We start from the raw sequence: 21,421 nt of genomic DNA on the forward strand, positions 1-21,421 counted from the left end.
GCACCGGGAACCGGCGCCGAGGGAGCGCTAGGCCTTCGCGCTGTGCTGCTTGCCGAAGCGGGCCTCGAAGCGGGCCACGCGGCCACCGGTGTCGAGGATCTTCTGCTTGCCGGTGTAGAACGGGTGGCACTGCGAGCAGACCTCGGCGCGGATCTCGCCACTGGTCTCGGTCGAGCGGGTGGTGAACTCGGCGCCGCAGGTGCAGGTCACGCGGGTGACCACGTACTCCGGGTGAACGTTGGACTTCAAGGGGTTCTCCTAGTTTTCGGGAGGGCACCGGGTCGGCGGCTGGAGTGCCGCACGTGAACCGGGACCGACGGACCAGTCTGCCAGGACCGGCCGCATCTTCCCAAACCGGGTTCCGTTCCGGGATATTCCGGGCGCCGTTTCAGCGTACGGCGGCGGCCTCCCCGGACGGCGCGGAAGCCTTCCCGGGCGCCGTGGGGGCCTTCCCGGGCGTCGTGGGGGCCGCCTGGGCCGGGTTCTCCGGCTGGGCGGAGACGATCGCCTGCGGGACCGGCCGGTCGGCCTTGAGCGCGGCCCAGACGTTCCCGGCCTGCGGCTGCTGCTCGACCACCCGGTTGGGGTCACTGGGGGCGGTGACCACCGGCAGGGTGACCATGGTCAGCTGGTCCGGCCCGATCCCCTTGAGCTCCTGCACCAGCCCCACCAGGGAGTTCACCGAGCCGAGCGCGGAGTCGGTGGTGATGCTCTTCGTCATGGTGTCGCCGATCGACCACAGCTTGACCGGGTCGGAGAACAGTCCGATCCCGCCGGCCTGCTGGAGCAGCGACTTGACCATCTGCTTCTGCAGCTCGATCCGGCCGAGGTCGCTGCCGTCGCCGACGCCGTGCCGGGTGCGCACGAAGGCCAGCGCCTGCTGCCCGTCGAGGTGGTGCTGCCCGGCGGGCAGGTCGAGCCCGCTGTCCTTGTCGTGGATGGCCACCGTGGTGCTCACGGTGGCCCCGCCTATCGCGTCCACGACCCGGGCGAAGCCGGCGAAGTCCACCTGCAGGTAGTGGTCCATCCGCAGCCCGGTGAGCTGCTCGGTGGTCTTGACCGCGCAGGCCGCGCCGCCGGTCTCGAAGGCGCTGTTGTACATGGCGCGCTTGACAGCCGGGACGGCCTTGCCGGCGCCGTCCGTGCACTGCGGGCGGTCGACCAGGGTGTCGCGCGGGATCGAGACGATCGAGGCCCGGGAGTGGTCCTGGTTGACGTGCACCACCATCGCGGTGTCGGAACGGGCGGAGTCACCGGTGGCCCCGCCGGCCAGGTCGCCGTTCTCGCCGACCCGCGAGTCGGAGCCCAGCACCAGGATGTTGAAGGAGCCGTCGGTGGCGGCCGGGGGCCGGGCGTCGCCGAGGCGGGAGTCGATGTCGACGCTCTTGATGTTGCCGTTGAGCTTCAGGTACGCCCACCCGGCCGCCCCACCGCCGACGACGACGAGCGCGACGAACGCACAGGCGGCCACCCGCAGGACCTTGCGGCGGCGACTCGGGACCCTCTTGTGCTCGGCCATACGGTCCAGAGTAAATCGGACAAGAAGATCAAATAGTCGCAAGTTGTCCCAACTCTGGAACAAAGCGGCCCAGAACGCACGGAACCCCGGACCGCTCACGCGATCCGGGGTTCTGTGCTTCGACAGCCGTCCGGCTACGGTCAGTCGCCGGAGCCGGGGGTGGTCTTGGCGATCTGCATCAGGAACTCGGCGTTGCTCTTGGTCTGCTTCATCTTGTCCAGGAGCAGTTCGATCGCCTGCTGCGAGTCGAGCGCGTGCAGCACCCGGCGCAGCTTCCAGACGATGGCCAACTCCTCGCTGCCGAGCAGGATCTCCTCCTTGCGGGTGCTGGAGGCGTCCACGTCGACGGCCGGGAAGATGCGCTTGTCCGAGAGCTTCCGGTCGAGCTTGAGCTCCATGTTGCCGGTGCCCTTGAACTCCTCGAAGATCACCTCGTCCATGCGCGAGCCGGTCTCGACCAGCGCGGTGGCCAGGATGGTCAGCGAGCCGCCGTTCTCGATGTTGCGCGCGGCACCGAAGAACTTCTTCGGCGGGTACAGCGCGGTCGAGTCGACACCACCGGACAGGATGCGGCCGGAGGCCGGCGCCGCCAGGTTGTAGGCGCGGCCCAGACGGGTGATCGAGTCCAGCAGGATGACCACGTCGTGGCCCAGCTCCACCAGGCGCTTGGCGCGCTCGATGGCCAGCTCGGCGACGGTGGTGTGGTCCTCGGCCGGGCGGTCGAAGGTCGAGGAGATGACCTCGCCCTTCACCGACCGCTGCATGTCGGTGACCTCTTCCGGACGCTCGTCGACCAGGACGACCATCAGGTGGCACTCGGGGTTGTTGTGGGTGATCGCGTTGGCGACCGCCTGCAGCACCATGGTCTTACCGGTCTTCGGCGGCGCCACGATCAGACCGCGCTGGCCCTTGCCGATCGGCGACACCAGGTCGATGATCCGGGTGGTCAGCACGCCCGGGTCGGTCTCCAGGCGCAGCCGCTCCTGCGGGTAGAGCGGGGTGAGCTTGTTGAACTCGGGGCGGCCGCGGCCGGTCTCCGGGTCCATGCCGTTGACGGAGTCCAGCCGCACCATGGCGTTGAACTTCTCGCGGCGCTCGCCCTCGCGCGGCTGGCGCACCGCACCCGTGATGGCGTCACCCTTGCGCAGGCCGTTCTTGCGGACCTGGGCGAGCGAGACGTAGACGTCGTTCTGGCCCGGCAGGTAGCCGGAGGTGCGCACGAACGCGTAGTTGTCGAGGATGTCGAGGATGCCCGCGACCGGGATCAGGACGTCGTCCTCGCCGATCTGCGGCTCGGGCGCACCGGTCTCGAAGCCCTCGCGGCCGCGACGGCCCCGACGGTCGCGGTAGCGGCCGCGCCGGCCCCGACGGCCCTCGCCGAACTCGTCGTCGTCGTAGCCGCCCTGCTGGATCTGCGGCTGCTGGGTCTGCTGGCCGCCCTCGCGGCGCTGCTGGCCGTCGCCCTGGCTCTGCTGCTGGCCCTGCTGGCCGCCCTGGCGGTCGGCGCGCTCGCGGCGGTTGCGGCGGTCGCGGCGCGACTCGCGCGACTCGCCGTCCTGGGTCTCGGCACCGTCCTGGCGCTCGGTGCGCTCGGTGCGCTCGGTGCGCTCGGTGCGCTCGCCCGTCTCGCGGCGGTCACGGCGCTCGCGGCGGTCACGACGGGTCTCGCGACCCTCCTCGCGGCCCTCGAAGCCGCGGGTCTCGGCCGGACGCTCGGTCTGCTTGGGCTCGGCCACCGCGACGGTGGCGGCCTCGGCGGCCTCGGCGACCGGGGCGGTGGGGGCGCCGGCGGCCGAGGTGGCACGGCGGCGGGTGCGCTCGGCACGGGCCGGCGCGGCGGTCTCGGCGGCGGCCTGGACCGGGATCTCGATCTGGGCCTGCGCCTCGGCGGCCGGGGCCGCGGCAGCGGCGGCGGCCTTGCTGCGACGGGCGGGCTTCTCGGCCGGGGCCTCGGCGTCCGCCTTGGCGGCGGTGCGCTTGGCGGCCGGGGCGCCACCGGCGGCGAGCAGCGGGTCCCCGCCGCTCTTCTCCTTGATGGTCTCGATCAGCTGGCTCTTGCGCATGCGTCCGGTACCGGTGATGCCCAGGTCCGCGGCGAGCTTCTGCAGCTCGGCGAGGACCATTCCGTCCAGGCCCGCGGCGGCGCTGCGGCGGCGGCGGGCCGGGGCGGCGGGGGCGGCGGCCGCGTCCGACGCTTCGGCGTCCGGGCGCGCGCCCATCAGATCGGTGGAGTCGCTCACTAAGGGTCCTTCCCTGGAGCGGACGTCGGCCTGTCTGGCTCGGCGACCGGTTGTGCTGTCCTGACCAACGCTCGACTGCGTCGGTCCGAGGCGGTGGTCCCTCGAATGGCGGGAGCCCGTCGAGGGAGAGCTGCGAGGTGCGGTGCATGAAGCACGGTGGTGCTGAGTTGGCGCGTGGGCCGGCCGTGTGTCGACCTCCCCAGAGGGCGTTGTGCCCCCACGCTGCCTGCGAATCCCGGGCCCCCGTCGCGTGACGGTGACCCGCGCTCCGCCCGTCCTGGCCTCTAGATGGGAGGCCGCGGGTGGGAGTCAGGTGCCGTCACGGCTTCGGGATGCGGCCGCATGTCGCGCAGGCAGGCTGCGTACGCGCTGCGGTGGGCTCCCGGAGAATCGTCGCCCCGGACATCGCGGCGGCTCCACGGCAGTGGAGCGCTGGGATCGGGACGCGGCGCACCGAGCCCCGGAGGGCACATGGTGCAGCAATGAGATTAACACTACCGACCCCCTCAGACATTCCCCGACCTCGGGCCTGCCAATCGTGTCCGGACGGCCCTGCTCGCCACAGGGCCAAACCAGCTGCTCAGACGTCCAGCGGGAGCACGGTGGCCCCGGTGCGGTCGACGCCCAGCCGGTGCGCGGCGAACGCCGGATCGCCGCCGTGGCCGTGGTGCCCGGCGAAGGAGAACACCTTGTCGACGCCCGCCTCGTCGGTGAGCGCCAGCACGGTCGGGCCGGCCCCGGAGATGACCGCGGGGACGCCCTCCGCGCGCAGCGCGCCGACCAGCGCGGCGCTGTCCGGCATGGCGGAGGCGCGGTAGTCCTGGTGCAGCCGGTCCTCGGTGGCGGCGAGGAGCAGTTCGGGCCGCCGGGTCAGCGCCTCCACCAGCAGCGCGGAACGGCCCGCGTTGACGGCGGCGTCGGCCAGCGGGACGGTCTTCGGCAGCAGGCCGCGGGCGGTCTCGGTGAGCACCTCGCCGGCCGGGACGAACACCACCGGGACGACCTGCTCGGAGGGCTCCAGGGCAATCGCCCTGGCCGACTCCTCGTCGGTCCAGGCGATGGTGAAGTTGCCGCGCAGGCAGGCCGCGACGTTGTCGGGGTGGCCCTCCAGCTCGGAGGCGAGGGCCAGCAGCGCGTCGTCGTCCAGCGCGGACGGGCCGCCGATGGTGACCGCCCGGGCGGCCACGATGCCGGCGCAGATGGCGGCCGAGGAGGAGCCCAGGCCGCGGCCGTGCGGTATCCGGTTGGCACAGACCACTTCGAGGCCTCGCGGCTGGCCGCCGAGCCGGTCGAACGCGGCCCGCATCGAGCGGACCAGCAGGTGGCGCTCGTCCCGGGGCAGCGTCTCGGCGCCCTCGCCGGCGATGTCGACGGCGAGGCCGGAGTCGGAGACCCGGACGACCACGTCGTCGTACAGACCCAGCGCGAGCCCGAAGGCGTCGAAGCCCGGGCCGAGGTTGGCGCTGGTCGCGGGAACCCTGACCCGGACGGCGGCGGCACGGAACGCAGGACCGGCCATGCGGTGGACTCTCCTGGGGAAATCGGGCGGCGCGGAGCGCGTCGTCGGTGCGAGGGTGGGGGAAAGGGCCGCGGGCCCCTCGGGCCTGGCGGTCACAGTCGTCGGCGCGGCCCGTACCTGGACGGACCCGGGGCATGTGCCACACGGCCGAACCCAGAGTATCGAAGAGAGGTTCCCCAGTGGTACACCCCGTGGGCCTTCGATCTGGTGTGTTGCCGGTTCTGGCCGGAATGCGCACCCCCCTCAGTCAAAGAGGGGGGCGGATTCGGATCGGAATGCGAAGCGGAATTGACACAAAAGAGTCACTGGAGAACTTTGACGGGCCGACCCCCGAAAGGGTCGGCCCGTCGAAGCGTCAGACCCCGTTGTCAGTCCAGCAGTCCGAGCCGCCGGGCCGCCGCCTCCGGGTCGATCGGGACGACCTGCGGCTGCGGCGCGCCGGCCACCGCCCAGTCCGGGTCCTTGAGGCCGTTGCCGGTCACCGTGCAGACGATCCGCTGGCCCGGGTCGACCAGGCCGGCCTCCGCCTTGGCCAGCAGACCGGCCACCGAGGCGGCCGAGGCGGGCTCCACGAAGACGCCCTCCTGCGCGGCCAACAGCCGGTAGGCGGCTAGGATCTGACGATCCGTCACCTTGTCGATGAGGCCGCCGGACTCGTCCCGCGCGGCGAGCGCGAAGTCCCAGGAGGCCGGGTTGCCGATCCGGATCGCGGTGGCGATGGTCTGCGGCTTGAGGACGGGCGCGCCGTCCACGATCGGGGCCGAGCCGGAGGCCTGGAAGCCCCACATCCGCGGGGTGCGCGAGGCCATCCCGTCGGTCGCGTACTCCCGGTAGCCCTTCCAGTACGCGGTGATGTTGCCCGCGTTGCCCACCGGCAGGACATGGATGTCCGGAGCGTCGCCGAGCATGTCGACGATCTCGAAGGCCGCGGTCTTCTGGCCCTCGATCCGCGCCGGGTTCACCGAGTTGACCAGGGCCACCGGGTACTTCTCGGACAGTTCGCGGGCCAGCGTCAGGCAGTCGTCGAAGTTGCCGTCGACCTGCAGGATCTTGGCGCCGTGCACCAGCGCCTGGCCCATCTTGCCCAGCGCGATCTTGCCCTGGGGCACGAGCACCGCGGAGACCATCCCGGCCCGCACCGCGTACGCGGCGGCGGAGGCCGAGGTGTTGCCGGTGGACGCGCAGATGACGGCCTGCGCGCCCTCCTCCTTGGCCTTGGAGATGGCCATCGTCATCCCGCGGTCCTTGAAGGAGCCGGTCGGGTTGGCGCCCTCGACCTTGAGGTAGACCTCGCAGCCGGTGCGCTCGGAGAGCACCTGGGCGGGTACCAGGGGCGTACCGCCCTCCAGCAGGGTGACCACCGGGGTGGCCGCGGTGACCGGCAGGCGGTCCCGGTACTCCTCGATCAGGCCGCGCCACTGGTGGGTGTGCGCGCCTCGGACGACGTTCTCGGCAACGGCGTTCATGGCTGGTTCCTTATTCCCCTTCGACCCGCATGATGCTGGCCACGTCCCGCACGCTGTCCAGCGCGCGGAGCTTGTCGACCGTCGCCGACAGCGCGGCGTCGGTGGCACGGTGGGTGACCACGACGAGCGAGGCGTCGCCGTCGCGGCCCTGCTGGCGCACGGTGTCGATGGAGACGCCGTGCTCGGCGAAGACGGACGCGACCTGGGCGAGCACGCCCGCCCGGTCGTCCACGTCCAGGCTGACGTGGTAGCGGGTGACCACCTCGTCCATCGGCTTGGCGGGCAGCCGGGTGTACACGGAGTCCCCGGGACCGGTGGCCCCCGCCAGCTTGTTGCGGCAGACCGCGACCAGGTCGCCCAGCACCGCGGAGGCGGTCGGCGAGCCGCCCGCGCCCGGGCCGTAGAACATCAGCCGGCCGGCCGCCTCGGCCTCGACGAACACCGCGTTGTACGCCTCGCGGACGGAAGCCAGCGGGTGCGAGAGCGGGATCATCGCCGGGTGGACCCGCGCGGTGACGGACTCGCCGTCGGCGGCCCGCTCGCAGATCGCGAGCAGCTTGACCACGCAGCCCATCGCCTTCGCGGAGGCGATGTCGGCGGCGGTGACCTCGGTGATGCCCTCGCGGTAGACGTCCGCCGCGGTGACCTTGGTGTGGAAGGCGATGCCGGCCAGGATCGCGGCCTTGGCGGCGGCGTCGAAGCCCTCCACGTCGGCGGTCGGGTCGGCCTCGGCGTAGCCGAGCGCGGTGGCCTCCTCCAGCGCCTCCGAGTAGCCGGCGCCGGTGGTGTCCATCTTGTCGAGGATGAAGTTGGTGGTGCCGTTGACGATGCCCAGCACCCGGTTGACCTTGTCCCCGGCGAGGGACTCGCGCAGCGGGCGCAGCAGCGGGATCGCGCCCGCGACCGCGGCCTCGTAGTACAGGTCCACACCGGCCGCGGCGGCCGCCGCGTGCAGCTCGGTGCCGTCCTTGGCGAGCAGCGCCTTGTTGGCGCTGACCACCGAGGCGCCCTGCTCGAAGGCCGACAGGAGCAGCGATTTGGAGGGCTCGATCCCGCCCACCACCTCGACCACGACGTCGATGTCGCCCCGGCCCACCAGAGCCTCGGCGTCGGTGGTGATCAGGTGCTCGGGCACCCCGGGGCGCACCCGGCCGGCCCGGCGGACCGCGATCCCGGCGAGCTCGACCGGGGCACCGATGCGAGCGGCGAGGTCGTCGGCCGTCGTCGTCATGATGCGCGCCACCTCGGAGCCCACCACACCACAACCCAGCAACGCCACCTTCAGCGGGCGCGTACGCATCATCCGACTCCGCTCTGCATTCTTCGTGCTTCGGTATTTCCGGCGGTTTTCCGGGGCCGCCGGGAACTTCGGTCCGTACCAGTCTCGGGGACTTTCCGCACGGATCTACGGTCGTTCCATGATCTGAGACGAGAATTTCGTCATCCGATATCCAGGCGCAGGAGATCCTCCTCCGTCTCGCGCCGGACGATCACCCGCGCCGCACCGTCCCGGACAGCGAGCACGGGGGGCCTGAGGGCGTGGTTGTAGTTGCTCGCCATCGAGCGGCAGTAGGCGCCGGTGGCGGGCACCGCGATCAGGTCACCCGGGCTCAGGTCGGACGGCAGGAAGGCGTCCCGGACCACGATGTCGCCGGACTCGCAGTGCTTGCCGACCACCCGGACCAGCATCGGCTCGGCGTCGCTGGTGCGAGACACCAGGGCCACCGAGTACTCGGCGTCGTACAGCGCGGTGCGGATGTTGTCGGACATCCCGCCGTCCACGCTGACGTAGGTGCGCAGGCCCTCCAGCGGCTTGACCGTGCCGACCTCGTACAGGGTGAACGCGGTCGGGCCAACGATCGCCCGGCCCGGCTCCACGCTCAGCCGGGGGGCGTTGAGGTCGGCGGCGGCGCACTCGCGGCGGACGATCTCGGCCAGCGCGGCGGCGATCTCGGCCGGCTCGCGCGGGTCGTCCTCGCTGGTGTACGCGATGCCGAGGCCGCCGCCGAGGTCGATCTCGGGCAGCTCGACGCCGTGCTCGTCCCGGATCCCGGCCAGCAGGCCGACCACCCGGCGGGCCGCCACCTCGAAGCCGGCCATGTCGAAGATCTGCGAGCCGATGTGCGAGTGGATGCCGCGCAGCTCCAGGCTGTCGTGACCGAGCACCCGGCGCACCGCCTCGGCGGCGGCCCCGCCTCCCGCCCGTCGCCCACCACCACCCTCAACCGAGCCGCTTCGCGGCGCAGCCAGATTCAGAGACAGGCCGAACTTCTGGTCCTCGTGCGCCGTGGCGATGAACTCGTGGGTGTGCGCCTCGACGCCGACGGTGATCCGGATCAGCACCTGCTGGCGCACGCCCTGGCGGGCGGCGATCGCGGCCAGGCGCTCGATCTCCTCGTAGGAGTCGACCACGATGTGGCCGACGCCGGTCTTCACCGCGTGTTCGAGCTCGTCCACCGACTTGTTGTTGCCGTGCAGCGCGATCCGCTCCGGCGGCATCCCGGCGGCCAGCGCCACCGCCAGCTCGCCGACGCTGCACACGTCGAGGTTGAGGCCCTCCTCGTGCAGCCAGCGCACGATCGCCTTGGAGAGGAAGGCCTTTCCGGCGTAGTAGACGTCCGCGTCGGCGCCGAAGGCGTCCCGCCAGGCCCGGGCCCGGCTGCGGAAGTCGTCCTCGTCCAGCACGTAGGCCGGGGTGCCGAACTCGGCCGCCAGCTGCTTGACGTCGATCCCGCCGACAGTGGCCACGCCCTCGGCGTTGCGGGCGACGGTGCGCGACCAGACCTTGGGGTCGAGCGCGTTCAGGTCGGCCGGCGGGGCCTGGTAGTGGCCCTCGGGCAGGACGTCGCCGTGGCGGGGGCCTGCGGGATGTGCGGAACGACTCATGTCCGGGTTCCTTCGAGACCTATGGCGAGGGGCGGCGACGGTCTCCATTGACCGTCAGCCGCCCCCCCGCTGTGCGCTTGGGGGTGGTGCTTACATCCGCTCGGGCGTCGAGACACCCAGGAGCGTCAGGCCGTTGGCGAGCACCGTGCGCGTCGCCTCGACCAGCCAGAGGCGGGCCCGGTGGGTGTCCGTGAGCTCCTCGTCGCCCTTGGGCAGGAACATGCAGTTCTCGTACAGGCGGTGGTACTTGCCGGCGAGCTTCTCCAGGTAGACGGCGACCCGGTGCGGCTCGCGCAGCTCACCGGCCGCGGCCAGCACGCGCGGGAACTCGGCGAGGTGGCCGAGCACGTCGGACTCCCACTCGGTGGCGAGCAGCTCGGGTTTGAAGTCCTCCGCCGTGCCCTTGTCCACGCCCAGCTCGGCGGCCTTGCGCGCGACACCGCACATCCGGGTGTGGGCGTACTGGACGTAGAAGACCGGGTTCTCGTTGGTCTGGCTGGTCAGGATGTTGATGTCCAGCGTGATCGTCGAGTCCGTGGAGGAGCGCGCCAGGGTGTAGCGGGCGGCGTCGACGCCGATCCACTCGACCACGTCGTCGATCGTGATGATGTTGCCGGCCCGCTTGGACATGCGGACCTCTTCGCCGTCGCGAAGCATCTTCACGAACTGGCCGATCTTCACCTCGATGTTGCGGTTCATGTCGTCGCCCGCGCAGGCCGCGATGGCCTTGAGGCGGTTGACGTAGCCGTGGTGGTCGGCGCCCAGCATGTAGAGCGCGACCTCGGCGCCGCGGTCCCGCTTGGACAGGTAGTACGCGGCGTCGGCGGCGAAGTAGGTCTTGTCGCCGTCGGCCTTGATCAGGACGCGGTCCTTGTCGTCACCGAAGTCGGTGGTGCGCAGGAAGACCGCGCCGTCCTGCTCGAAGACGTGGCCCTGCTCGCGCAGCCGGTCGATGGCCTTCTCGACGGCGCCGGAGTCGTGCAGCGTCTTCTCGGAGAACCACACGTCGAAGTGGGTGCCGAACTCGTCCATCGAGCGCTTGATCTCGGCCACCATGAGCTTGAGGCCCTCGGTGCGGAAGAGCTCCAGCTGCTCGGCCTCGGGCAGGTCGAGCACGCCCGGGATCGCGTCGGTGAGCGTCTTGGCGATGTCGACGATGTACTCACCGACGTAGCCGCCCTCGGGCACCTCGCGGCCGTTCGCGGCGGCCTGCAGGGAGGCGGCGAACTTGGTGATCTGCACGCCGGCGTCGTTGAGGTAGTACTCGGTGGTGACGTCGGCACCGGAGGCCCGCAGCACGCGCGCCAGCGAGTCGCCGACGGCGGCCCAGCGGACGCCGCCGATGTGGATCGGGCCGGTCGGGTTGGCGGAGACGAACTCCAGGTTGATCCGCAGGCCCTTGAGGGCCTCGTTGCGGCCGTAGGCCTCGCCCGCCTCGACGATGGTGCGGGCGAGCGCACCGGCGGTGGCGGTGTCCAGGGTGATGTTCAGGAAGCCCGGACCGGCGATGTCGACCTTGGCGACGCCGGTGATCCCTCGCAGGCGCTCGGCCAGGACCTCGGCAACGGCTCGCGGCGGCTTGCCGGCCGCCTTGGCGAGCTGGAGGGCCACGTTCGTCGCGTAGTCGCCGTGGTCCCGGTTCTTGGGCCGCTCGACCGTCACGTGCTCGGGCACGGCGACGGCCAGCTCGCCCGCCTCGACGGCGGAGCTCACTGCGGCCTGGATTGCCTGGGAAAGGTCTGCGGGGGTCACGACGCCAAGCGTAGGCGAGACGGGGTACCCGCCCGCCACCCGGTTTGCCGGTTGAGACGCCCGGCGGGGCCCTGGCGCCGCCCGCCCAGGGGTGTCAGCCGCGATCCGTACGCTCTGTTCGCTCAGGGCGAAACCCTGCGGGCCGTTCCTCGGGCCGCATCAGGCGCCGGACCAGGGCCACCAGGTCGGCGGGGTCGAAGGGCTTGCCGAGGTAGCCGTCCACACCGACCGCCTCCCCCAGGTCGAGGTCCGCCGGGGTGCAGGCGCTCACGATCGCGATCGGCAGTCCGCTGGTGTCCGGGGTCGCGCGCAGCCTGGCCGCCGTCCGCAGGCCGTCCAGTCGCGGCATCACCACGTCCAGCGTTACCACGTCGGGCTTCACCCGGCGGATGACCTCCAGGCACTCGGCGCCGTCGGCGGCGGTCACCACCTCGAAGCCCTCAAGCTCCAGGTTGACCCTGATCAGCTGGCGGATCACCTCGCTGTCGTCCACCACGAGGACCCGCCCGGACACTCCCGACACCTCACCGAGGGTATCGGCGGCCCCGCCACCCCGTCCGGCCTTTGGGCACTTCCGCCCGCCGGGCCGCCGTGGGCCGCCCCGACGATCTCTCCGGAAACCCGTGCACGGACCGCCCTCGAAGCCTGGTAGTGTTCATCACGTCGGAACGCGCGAGTGACCGACAGGCCGATCGGCCCCCGTAGCTCAGGGGATAGAGCACCGCCCTCCGGAGGCGGGTGCGTAGGTTCGAATCCTACCGGGGGCACTTCGCAGTAAGTGCAACTGAGGCCCAGATCAGTGGAGTTGACCACGGATCTGGGCCTTCGTCATGTTCGGGCGCAGTTCGGTGGACCCCGCCCGGGGAGGACGGGGCCGTCGGGCCGGGCGGCTCAGGAGGCGGCGGCCTCGGCCTGGGCGTACAGGTCGGCGATGGTGTGGTCGAAGTAGGCGCTGTACGAGGTGTCGTCGGTGTCGCCGCCCTGCTGGTAGCCGCCGGTGGCGCCGACCACGTCGCCGGTGGCGGTGTTGATCCACGGGCCGCCGCTGGTGCCGCCCGGGTAGGACGGGCACTGGATGACGCGCTGGTAGGCGCTCTGCTGGGCGGTGGTGTTGGTGCAGAGGTTGGGCACCTCGGCGTCGGCGGGGTAGCCGTAGAGACGGACGGTGGCGCCGAAGGGCTCGTCGGTGCCCAGCCGGTTGCCGCCGACCACGTCCTCGACCTTGCGGCCTTTGCTGGGGGCGGTCTCCAGGATCGCGAAGTCCTCGTCCACGTCGCCCTTCTGGGACCAGCCGGCCGCGGTGTGGATCGCGGTCACCTGCCAGGTGCCGTACGGGGCGGAGCCGTCCCGGTAGCCGGGGGCGAAGGTCACGCCGTCGGTGCTGGTGAGGCAGTGCGCGGCGGTCAGCAGCAGGTTGCCGGTGGCGCTGTGCAGCACGCTGGCGGTGCAGAAGTGGTTGCCGGGCGCGACCGAACCGCTGAACAGGGCGCCGACGGTGGCGGTCTCCCGGTTGTCGGCGGGGGCGGGGCCGGTCGTCCCCAGGGTGACGCCGTGCGCGTCGGGTGCGGCGGGGGCGGTGGCCGACGGGCTGTCGCTGGGGGTCGGCGTGGCGGTCGGGGTCGGCGTCGGGGTCGGGCTGCCGCTCGGGGTGGTGTCCGCGGCCGGGGCGGGCGAGGCGGGCGCCGCCGTGGTGGCGGCCGGGGAGGTCGCCGGGGCGGGCGCGACGGCCCTGGTGCTGCGGGCCTCCTTCCCGGCGGCCGTGGCGTCGGACAGGCCGAACCCGTGCATTCCGGCCACCACCGTGGCCACCACGACGGCGGACAGCGCGGTGAACAGCGAAGGGGCCAGCAGACGGTGGCGGCGCGACCTGTGGCGGCGGTGCTGGCCCATGCCTGTCTCTCCTGCCGTGGTCGATGGCGTCTCGTTCGGTCAATGACTATGACGCCTCAGCCTGGAAAGGTCGTTACCGCAGGCTTGGAGCTCGATGAGAAAAGGTCACCGCCCCAGGAGGGTATCCAAAACGGACGCCTCGATGAAGGCGGTGTGCGTCCCGGCGGAGGTGCAGGCGAACGCCCCGGCGGCCGAACCGGCCCGGGCACAGTCCAGCGGCGCGTGACCGCGGAACCAGGCGTACAGGAAACCGGTGACGAAGGCGTCCCCGGCGCCGTTGGTGTCCACCACCGGACGGCCGGGGTCGACGGCCGGCAGGTGGCGCAGCGCGCCGTCCTCGCGGGTGAGCAGGTGACAGCCCTCGGCGCCCGCGGTCGCGACCACCACGGCGGCCCGGCCCTCGGCGAGGATCGCGCGCATCACCTGCTCGTGCCGGCCGCGGCAGCCGGCCACCGAGAGGAACACCAGGTCGGAGCCGAGCGCGTAGTCGCGGTGGTGCGGGTTCTCGCCGTCCCAGTCGTGCAGGTCGGTGGAGGTGGTGCGGCCGAGCCGGTGGAGGTCGGCGTACATGTCCCGGTTGACGCCGGTGATGGAGAGGTGGACGTGCCGGCTGCGCTCGACGTACGGGAGGTGGAAGTCGCGCGGCAGCCGCAGGTCGGCGGGGTGGCGGCCGTCGAAGAAGGAGAACCGGCGGCCGGCCGCGTCCACCAGGTTGACCCCGCGCGGGGTGCCGTACGGGCTGACCAGGTGCGCGAAGTGCAGGCCGTGGCGGCGGTAGGCGGCGCGGATCAACTCGCCCTGCGGGTCGTCGCCGAGGAAGTCCAGGAGGGCGGTGCGCAGGCCGAGGTGGTGGGCGCCGAGGGCGACGCCGTTGCCGGTGTGGCCGACGTAGTCGCGCACCGGCTCGACGAACCGCGAGTCGCCGGGCGGGATCTCCAGCCGCTCGACCCGGACGACGGTGTCCACGCCCGTACCGCCCACCACGAGCAGGTCGAACTCCGCCGACTCGGACTGCTGCGGCATGGCGGCGCCTCCTCGATCCCTGGACGGTGGCCAGGAGTCAAGCAGGCGCCGGAGGTTGACTGCAAGACCTTGCTGCAAACTTTCAATCACCGCCCTCAGCCGGAAGGCGACCAGCGCGGCAAGGGCCAGGGCCCGGGGACTCTCGACCGAGTCCCGGGGCCCTGGTTCCGCGCACCCCGTCAGAGCGCCGACAGCTCCGCGACCAGGTCGTCCAGCCCCAGCGAGCCCTGCGAGAGCGCCGCCATGTGCCAGGCCTTGAGGTCGAACTCCTCGCCGCGCGCCTCGTGCGCCGCCCGCGCCGCCGCCCGGCCGCGCAGCCAGGCACGCTCGCCCAGCTTGTAGCCGATCGCCTGGCCGGGCATGCCCAGGTAGCGGACCAGCTCGCTGTCCAGGAAGTCGGTGGACAGGCCGCAGTAGCGGCCGAAGAAGTCCCGCGCGTACTCCGGGCTCACCGGCTCGCCCGGCCGGTACGGGGAGTCCGCCGGGAAGTCCAGGCCGACGTGCATGCCGATGTCGACGATGACCCGCAGCGCCCGCATCATCTGGGCGTTGAGGAAGCCCAGGCGGTGGCCGGGATCGGTGAGGTAGCCGAGCTCGTCCATCAGGCGCTCGGCGTACAGCGCCCAGCCCTCCATGTTGGCGCTCACCCCACCGAGGCTCACCTGGTAGGTGGAGAGCCGGTCGGCGACGTACACCCACTGCGCGAGCTGCAGGTGGTGGCCCGGGACGCCCTCGTGGTACCAGGTCGAGACCAGGTCCCAGACCGGGAAGCGCTCCTCGCCGAGCACCGGCAGCCAGGTGCGGCCGGGGCGGCTGAAGTCCAGCGAGGGCTGGGTGTAGTACGGCGCGGCGGCGCTGCCGGGCGGGGCGATCCGCGACTCGACCCGGGTGACCGGCTCGGCCAGGTCGAAGTGGGTGCCCTGGAGGTCCCGGACGGCCTGGTCCATCAGGCCCTGCAGGAACTCCCGGGCGGCGTCGGCACCCTGGATCGCCGGGCCGTCCGACTCCAGCCACTTCATCGCCGCCATCGGGTCGGCGCCCGGGCGGACCTTCTCGGCCTCGGCCTCCATCTGCGCGTACAGGTCGTGGAACTCGCTCCAGGCCCACGCGTACGCCTCGTCCAGGTCCAGGTCGGCACCCGTCCAGTAGCGCACCCAGCGGCCGTAGCGCTCCCGGCCGGCGGTGTCCGGGGTGCCGGCCGCGGCCGGGCCGTACACGTCGCGCATCCAGTCGCGCAGCGCGGCCAGCGCCTCGGCGGCGGCCACCGCGTGCCCGGACAGCTCGGCGCGCACGCCCTCCGGCGCGTCCTGGACGAACTCGCCGAACCATCCCGCCCGTCGCCCACCCCCGCCCTTGTCCGAGCCGCTACGCGGCGCACCTTCTTCTGGGGTGTCCCCCGCCAGCCACTCGCCGAACTGGCCGACCACCGTCTCCACCTGGCGCGGGCCGGACAGCAGACCGCGCTCGATGCCCTCGGCCAGGGTCTGCCGGTACTGCTCCATCGCCAGCGGGAACCGGGCCAGCCGACGGCCGATCAGCTGCCACTCGGCCTCGGTGTCGGTGGCCATCAGGGTGAAGGCGTCCCGGGTGTTGTGCACCGGGGAGCCCAGGTTGCGCACCGCGCGGTACTCCTCCCCCGCGTCGTGGACGGCGAGTTCGGCGGTCAGCCGCTCGCGCAGCAGCCGGGCGCAGCGGCGCTCGGCGTCGTCCTCGGCGGCGCCGGCCCGCTCGGCCTCGTCCAGCCGGGCCAGGGTGCGGCGGGCGAGGTCGGCGATCGCCTCGGCCCCGGCCGGGGACAGGTCGGGCAGCCGGTCGTCCTCCGGGTTGAGGCCGAGGTAGACCGCGGTCAGCGGGTCGAGGTCGGCCAGGGCCTGGACGTACCCGTCGGCGATGCGGCGGGGCGTGTCGCCGCCGGAGTTGATCAGTTCTTCAGCCATCCGGACATCATCGCGTTGCCCGGGCCGATTGCAAGCCCCCGGCGCGGACCGTTGACCTGCTGCGGTCCGCGATCTGACGGCCGGTGGGCGACGCGGTGGGCGGACGGTCGCGACACCGGGCGGCACAAACACCCGTTCGGAAAGATCCGGTGCGCGACAGGTCCCGATCGATCCGACGCCCATTACGCTGAGGCTCCATGGAAGCCCGCCCCACCACGGCAACCGACCCGGCCCCCGCCCCGGCCGCCCCCGCAGCGCGCCCGCGCCGCTCCGGCTACCGGCGACTGCCGGTCGAACAGCGGCGCGAGCAGCTGATCGCGGTCGCCCTGGAGCTGTTCGCCTCCCGGCCGCCCGAGGAGGTCAGCCTGGACGACGTCGCCGAGGCCGCCGGCGCCTCCCGGCCCCTGGTCTACCGCTACTTCGCGGGCGGCAAGCAGCAGTTGTACGAGGCCGCGCTGCGCACCGCGGCGGACGAGCTGACCAGCCGGTTCGCCGTACCGCTGACCGGGAGGCCGTCCGAACAGCTGGCGGCCGTGCTGGACGGCTACTTCGCCTTCGTGGCCGAGCACGACGCGGGCTACTCGGCGCTGCTGCGCGGTGGTTCGGTGGTGGAGACGGCCCGCACCTCGGCGATCGTGGACGACGTCCGGCGGGCGGCGCTCAAGCGGACCCTGCGGCACCTGGGGGTGCGGGAGGCCGGGCCGCGGCTGACGCTGCTGGTGCGCTCGTGGATCGCGGTGGTCGAGGGGGCGTCGCTGAGCTGGCTGGACGAGGGCCGCACGCTGCCGGTGGACGGGCTGCGCGACTGGCTGGTGGACCAGTTCACGGCGATGGCGGCCGCGACGGCGCTGCACGATCCGCAGACGGCGCAGGTGCTGGCCGGGCTGCTCGCGCTGGAGGGGCCGAGGGCGGAACGGGCCGAGCGGCTGCGGGCGGTGCTGGAGACGCGCTGACCGCCTTCCCGACCCCCGTGCCAAGGGTCGGGGCGGCCTGGCGGCCGGGGCCCGGTGCCTTGCGCCTTACGCCTTGCCGAGCACCTGGCGCTGGCGGCCGAGGCCGTCGATCTCGATCTCGACGACGTCGCCCGGGGCGAGGAAGGGCGTGCCGGGGCGGCCCAGGGTGACCCCGGCCGGAGTGCCGGTGATGATCACGTCGCCGGGCTCCAGCACCATGAACTGACTGGCGTAGCGGACGAGTTCGAGCACCGGGAAGATCATCTCCGCGGTGTTCCCGTGCTGCCGCTGCTCGCCGTTGACCCAGAGCCGCAGCGCCAGCGCCTGCGGGTCGGCCACCTCGTCGGCGGTGACCAGCCAGGGCCCGAGCGGGGTGAAGGTCTCCGCCGACTTGCCCTTGTCCCACTGGCCGCCGCGCTCGAACTGGAAGGCCCGCTCGGTGACGTCGTTGGCGATCGTGTAGCCGGCGATCACCCCGGCGGCCTCGGCGTGCGAGTCCAGGTAGCGGGCGGTGCGGCCGATCACGACGGCCAGCTCGGCCTCGTAGTCGGTCTTCTCGCCGCCGCGCGGCACCAGCACCTCGTCGTACGGGCCGACCACGGTGGAGCTCGGCTTGAGGAAGATCACCGGCTCGGCCGGGATCGCGGCCCCGGCCTCGGCCGCGTGGTCGCGGTAGTTGAGCCCGATGCCGACCACCTTGCCCGGCCGGGCCACCGGCGCACCCACCCGCAGGCCGTCCAGGTCCACCACCGGCAGCGCGCCGGCGGCCACCTCGCGGGCCAGCGCGGCGGTGTCCAGCCCGGTCAGGAAGGCCCCGTCGAGGTCGCGGGCCCGCCCGGAGAGGTCATACGCCGTGCCGTCCTGGCCCAGCACGACCGGGCGCTCGGCGCCCGGGGGTCCGACGCGGAGGAGCTTCATCGATCCGTCACCAGCCTTTCGTCGCAGCTCACCGGGGCGGCGCGGACACCGCTCCCGAGTCTGGCAACGAGGTATATCAACGGCCCGGGCCGGTGGACCAGACCGTCCCGATGGGCGGATTTCCATCAAATCGCACAGCGGCGCGGGGCCCCGAATCGGTGGCCCGTACGGTTGACACCCGTCGGCACCGGGCGGATCAGCCGGCAGCGAACTCCTGCACGCCGAGGGCGAACGCCCGTGTGCCGCGGCGCCGAGGGGCGCAGGATCCAGGGCATGGAGATCACCCGGGTACGCGACGAATTGCACATGATCACCCTGGAGTTCGGCACCGCCTACCTCTGGCGTGACGACCACGGACTGACCCTGGTCGACACCGGCGTCGCCGGATCGGCGGACGGGATCGAGCAGGCCATCCGCACGCTCGGGCTGGAGCCGGGGGCGGTGCGCCGGATCGTGCTCACCCACCACCACGAGGACCACACCGGCTCCGCCGCCGAGCTGGCCCGCCGCTGGAGCGCGGAGGTGGTGGCGCACCGGCTGGAGGCCCCGGTGGTCCGGCGCGAGCAGCCGTCGGCGCCGCCCGTGCTCAGCCCCTTCGAACAGCAACTGTGGGACACGCTGCCGCCGATCCCGCCCGCCGAGCCCTGCCCGGTGCACCGCGAGGTCGAGGACGGCGACGTGCTGGACATCGGCGGGGGCGCGGTGGTCCTGCACGTCCCCGGCCACACCGACGGCAGCATCGCGCTGCACCTGCCCGGGCCCGGGGTGCTGTTCACCGGGGACATCGTGTCCAACGTCCAGGGGCAGACCAGGCCCGGGGTGTTCCACACCGACCCGGCCCGGGCCCTCGCCTCCTTCCACCGGCTGGCCGCGCTGCCGGTGGAGACGGCGGTCTTCGGGCACGGTGACCCGATCGCCGCGGGCGCCTCAGCCGCGCTGAGCGCCGCCGCTGCCGCCGCCGCCCCGGCCGCTACTGCCGACGCTGCCGGCGCCGCCGAGCAGCAGCCGGGCGCTTAGCGCCGCCCGCGCCGGGCCCGGGCCGAGCCGGTCGGCCTCCCGCCGCCAGTGCGCGAGGTCGCGCCGCAGGTCGGCCCGGGCCTCCCCGGCGGTGCCGGGCTCCTCGGCCAGCGCCTCCAGCAGCGCGACGGCGGCGGCCCGGCTGCCGTCCCGGGCCAGCCAGAGGGCCAGGTCGTGGCAGGTGCGCAGGGTGCGCGGGTCGGCCGGGCCGCAGATCCGGGCGAAGTCGGGGACCAGCTGCGCCAGGATCTCCACGGCCTCCCCGGCCCGGCCCTCGACGCCGTGCCGCCAGGCCAGGTCGGCCCGCCGGCGCAGCTGCTCGGGGCTGGGGTCGTCCGGCCGCAGCATCCCGGGCCGGATCCGGCGCAGCCGCTCCAGCACCTCGGCCGCGTCGGCCGGCCGGTCCGCGGGCCGCTTGGCGAGCAGCTGGGCGACCAGCTCGGCCAGCTCCGGGTCCTTGCCGCGCACCCGGGGCGGGGTCTCGTCCATGTGCTTGTGCATGTACTCGTACGGCGAATCGGCGCGGAACGGCCGCCGGCCGGTGCTGACCTCGTACAGCATCACGCCGAAGGCGTAGAGGTCGGCCCGGCCGTCCACGGTGCCGCCGGACCAGCACTCGGGCGCCAGGTACGGGACGGTGCCGACCACGCTGCCGGTCGAGGTGAGCCCGGTGGACTGGGTGAGCAGCCGGGCGATGCCGAAGTCCAGCACCTTGGCGCGGTCCCCGCTGTCCGCGATCATCACGTTCTCGGGCTTGATGTCCCGGTGCACGATCCCGCTGCGGTGCGCGGCGTCCAGCGCCTCGCAGACCTGTGCCATCCAGGCGAGGGCGCGCCCGTGGTCCGGCGGGCCGGCCTTGAGGATCGCGGACAGCGGGCGGCCGCGGACCAGCTCCATCACCAGGTAGTGGATCTCCCCGGTGGCGTCGCTGACCCGGCCGTAGTCGTGCACCGTGACGATGTGCGGGTTGGACAGGTTGCCGGCCAGTTTGGCCTCGCGGACGAACCGCCCGACCGCCTCCCGGTCGGCGGCGTGCTCGGCCAGCAGCAGCTTCACCGCGACCGGCCGGTCCAGCACGGTGTCGATCGCCCGCCAGACCACGCCGAAGCCGCCCTTGCCCAGCCACTCGTCCAGCCGGAAGCGACCGCCGAGCACCTCGCCCTTGTGCATGCCCTCCCCCAACTCGACCGTACCCGAACGGCGTTCGCCGCCGGAGGGGTCGGGGGGTCACCATAGCGGCGGGCGGGGACGAACGGGTGAACGAAGCGGGGCCGGTTCTACGGCTTGGGCTTCGGAAGGCCCACCGGGTTGATCTCGGAGGTCCGCACCGCCTCGTTCTCCAGGCCCCAGCGCTTGAGCACCTGCCCGTACGTCCCGTTCCCGATCACCTCGTCGAGGGCCTCGTTGAGCGCCTTGACCAGCCCGTTGTCCTTGTGGGTGGTCGCCGCGATCTTGCCGAGGACGTCCGCTCCGCCGCCCGAGTAGGTGCCGACCACCTCGGTCTCGCCGGTCTGTACGGCGTGGAAGGCCAGGCTGGGGTTGGGGCCGGTGTAGACGTCGATCCGGCCGGAGGAGAGCGCCAGGTAGTACTCGGTGCCGGAGAAGTACTTGATGTCGATCGGCTTGAGCCCGTTGCGGACGTTCTCCTCGCTCCAGGCGATCAGCAGCTTCTCCTGGTTGGTGCCGGTGGCGACGCCGACGGACCGGCCGGCCAGGTCCTTGGCGCCGGTGACCTTGATCCCGCCGCCCTTCTTCGCCTCGAAGCCGAGGACGTCCAGCCGGTAGGTGGCGAAGTCGTACTTCTCCTTGCGCTCCTCGGTGACGGTGATGTTGGACAGGCCGGCGTCGTACTTCCCGCTGTCCAGGCCGACGAAGATGTTCTCCCAGGAGACCGGGTTGAACTCGACCTTGAGGCCGAGCACGTTGCCGATCAGCGAGGCGATGTCCGGCTCGACGCCGATGATGGTCCTGTCGTCGTCGGCGTAGAAGTCCAGCGGCGGGGTGGTGCCGATGGAGTCGACGACCTTCAGCGTGCCCCTTCTCCTGATCTCCTCCGGTACCAGCGCGGCGATCGCTTCGACCTTGGGCGTGGTCACCCGGTGCTGCTCGGGCGACAGGTTCACCACGGTGCCGTTCGGCGCGGTGCTGCCCCTGGCCGGGGCGAGTTCCGCCGAGGCCCCCGTGGCACCGCTGCCGCAGCCGGCCAGGACGAGGGCGGCGGCGAGCGCGCCGGCGGCGGTCACGAGGGCGCGACGGGGTAGGGACATGGCGGAACTCCTGCTCGGTGAAGGGGGGTTGGGG

The 21,421-nt window shown here is 72.6% G+C and carries 17 protein-coding genes and 1 tRNA gene; 3 read left to right on the forward strand and 15 right to left on the reverse strand.

All coding sequences use genetic code 11. The annotated features are described in order from the left end of the window. Positions 1 to 27 precede the first annotated feature (27 nt). The 9 genes from rpmE to ACIG5E_RS09615 form a co-directional block, all read right to left on the reverse strand. Positions 28 to 249 (reverse strand): 50S ribosomal protein L31, encoded by a 222-nt coding sequence (gene rpmE / locus ACIG5E_RS09575; RefSeq protein ID WP_030235761.1) that lies wholly within the window; start codon positions 247 to 249, stop codon positions 28 to 30. A 139-nt stretch (positions 250 to 388) separates the two neighbouring features. Then, the gene (locus ACIG5E_RS09580; protein ID WP_396532652.1) at positions 389 to 1,519 is read right to left on the reverse strand and encodes an LCP family protein; all 1,131 of its coding nucleotides are present in this window, start codon (positions 1,517 to 1,519) and stop codon (positions 389 to 391) included. A gap of 140 nt (positions 1,520 to 1,659) precedes the next feature. After that, positions 1,660 to 3,759 (reverse strand): transcription termination factor Rho, encoded by a 2,100-nt coding sequence (gene rho / locus ACIG5E_RS09585; protein ID WP_396532653.1) that lies wholly within the window; start codon positions 3,757 to 3,759, stop codon positions 1,660 to 1,662. A 580-nt stretch (positions 3,760 to 4,339) separates the two neighbouring features. Next, complete coding sequence (gene thrB / locus ACIG5E_RS09590) at positions 4,340 to 5,278, reverse strand: homoserine kinase (RefSeq protein ID WP_396532654.1); 939 nt, start codon at positions 5,276 to 5,278, stop codon at positions 4,340 to 4,342. 368 nt (positions 5,279 to 5,646) lie between these two features. Continuing rightward, positions 5,647 to 6,744: a threonine synthase gene (gene thrC, locus ACIG5E_RS09595; protein ID WP_396532655.1), complete on the reverse strand. Its 1,098-nt coding sequence runs from the start codon at positions 6,742 to 6,744 to the stop codon at positions 5,647 to 5,649. A gap of 10 nt (positions 6,745 to 6,754) precedes the next feature. Then, complete coding sequence (locus ACIG5E_RS09600; RefSeq protein ID WP_396532656.1) at positions 6,755 to 8,047, reverse strand: homoserine dehydrogenase; 1,293 nt, start codon at positions 8,045 to 8,047, stop codon at positions 6,755 to 6,757. Positions 8,048 to 8,184: 137 nt separating this feature from the next. Beyond that, positions 8,185 to 9,630, reverse strand: a complete 1,446-nt coding sequence (gene lysA / locus ACIG5E_RS09605; RefSeq protein ID WP_396532657.1) for a diaminopimelate decarboxylase — start codon at positions 9,628 to 9,630, stop codon at positions 8,185 to 8,187. A 90-nt stretch (positions 9,631 to 9,720) separates the two neighbouring features. Further along, a complete protein-coding gene (gene argS / locus ACIG5E_RS09610; protein WP_396532658.1) occupies positions 9,721 to 11,382 on the reverse strand; it encodes an arginine--tRNA ligase in 1,662 nt (553 codons plus the stop codon). A gap of 94 nt (positions 11,383 to 11,476) precedes the next feature. Next, positions 11,477 to 11,896 carry a response regulator gene (locus ACIG5E_RS09615; protein WP_396532743.1) on the reverse strand — a complete coding sequence of 140 codons (420 nt, stop codon included), beginning with the start codon at positions 11,894 to 11,896 and terminating at the stop codon, positions 11,477 to 11,479. Between the two features lie 181 nt (positions 11,897 to 12,077). Here ACIG5E_RS09615 and ACIG5E_RS09620 point away from each other — a divergent pair. Then, a tRNA-Arg gene (locus ACIG5E_RS09620) sits at positions 12,078 to 12,149 on the forward strand. A gap of 124 nt (positions 12,150 to 12,273) precedes the next feature. Here the strand turns inward: ACIG5E_RS09620 and ACIG5E_RS09625 are convergent. From ACIG5E_RS09625 to ACIG5E_RS09635, 3 genes are all read right to left on the reverse strand, one after another. After that, the gene (locus ACIG5E_RS09625) at positions 12,274 to 13,272 is read right to left on the reverse strand and encodes a trypsin-like serine peptidase (RefSeq protein WP_396532660.1); all 999 of its coding nucleotides are present in this window, start codon (positions 13,270 to 13,272) and stop codon (positions 12,274 to 12,276) included. Between the two features lie 105 nt (positions 13,273 to 13,377). Beyond that, complete coding sequence (locus tag ACIG5E_RS09630; protein ID WP_396532662.1) at positions 13,378 to 14,295, reverse strand: carbohydrate kinase family protein; 918 nt, start codon at positions 14,293 to 14,295, stop codon at positions 13,378 to 13,380. A 179-nt stretch (positions 14,296 to 14,474) separates the two neighbouring features. Beyond that, positions 14,475 to 16,232 carry a DUF885 domain-containing protein gene (locus tag ACIG5E_RS09635; RefSeq protein WP_396532663.1) on the reverse strand — a complete coding sequence of 586 codons (1,758 nt, stop codon included), beginning with the start codon at positions 16,230 to 16,232 and terminating at the stop codon, positions 14,475 to 14,477. Between the two features lie 197 nt (positions 16,233 to 16,429). Here ACIG5E_RS09635 and ACIG5E_RS09640 point away from each other — a divergent pair, with 197 nt between their 5' ends. Next, complete coding sequence (locus ACIG5E_RS09640; protein ID WP_396532665.1) at positions 16,430 to 17,185, forward strand: TetR/AcrR family transcriptional regulator; 756 nt, start codon at positions 16,430 to 16,432, stop codon at positions 17,183 to 17,185. A gap of 66 nt (positions 17,186 to 17,251) precedes the next feature. On the opposite strand, the gene ACIG5E_RS09645 is transcribed toward ACIG5E_RS09640, so the two are convergent. Next, positions 17,252 to 18,103 carry a fumarylacetoacetate hydrolase family protein gene (locus tag ACIG5E_RS09645; protein ID WP_396532666.1) on the reverse strand — a complete coding sequence of 284 codons (852 nt, stop codon included), beginning with the start codon at positions 18,101 to 18,103 and terminating at the stop codon, positions 17,252 to 17,254. Positions 18,104 to 18,376: 273 nt separating this feature from the next. Here ACIG5E_RS09645 and ACIG5E_RS09650 point away from each other — a divergent pair, with 273 nt between their 5' ends. Continuing rightward, positions 18,377 to 19,120: an MBL fold metallo-hydrolase gene (locus tag ACIG5E_RS09650; protein ID WP_396532667.1), complete on the forward strand. Its 744-nt coding sequence runs from the start codon at positions 18,377 to 18,379 to the stop codon at positions 19,118 to 19,120. On the opposite strand, the gene ACIG5E_RS09655 is transcribed toward ACIG5E_RS09650, so the two are convergent. Next, a complete protein-coding gene (locus ACIG5E_RS09655) occupies positions 19,031 to 20,290 on the reverse strand; it encodes a serine/threonine-protein kinase (RefSeq protein ID WP_396532668.1) in 1,260 nt (419 codons plus the stop codon). The genes ACIG5E_RS09650 and ACIG5E_RS09655 overlap by 90 nt on opposite strands. Before the next feature lie 107 nt (positions 20,291 to 20,397). Then, positions 20,398 to 21,387: an ABC transporter substrate-binding protein gene (locus ACIG5E_RS09660; RefSeq protein ID WP_396532669.1), complete on the reverse strand. Its 990-nt coding sequence runs from the start codon at positions 21,385 to 21,387 to the stop codon at positions 20,398 to 20,400. Positions 21,388 to 21,421: the final 34 nt, after the last annotated feature.

The organism is Kitasatospora sp. NPDC053057 (assembly GCF_044546945.1).
Taxonomy (GTDB): domain Bacteria; phylum Actinomycetota; class Actinomycetes; order Streptomycetales; family Streptomycetaceae; genus Kitasatospora.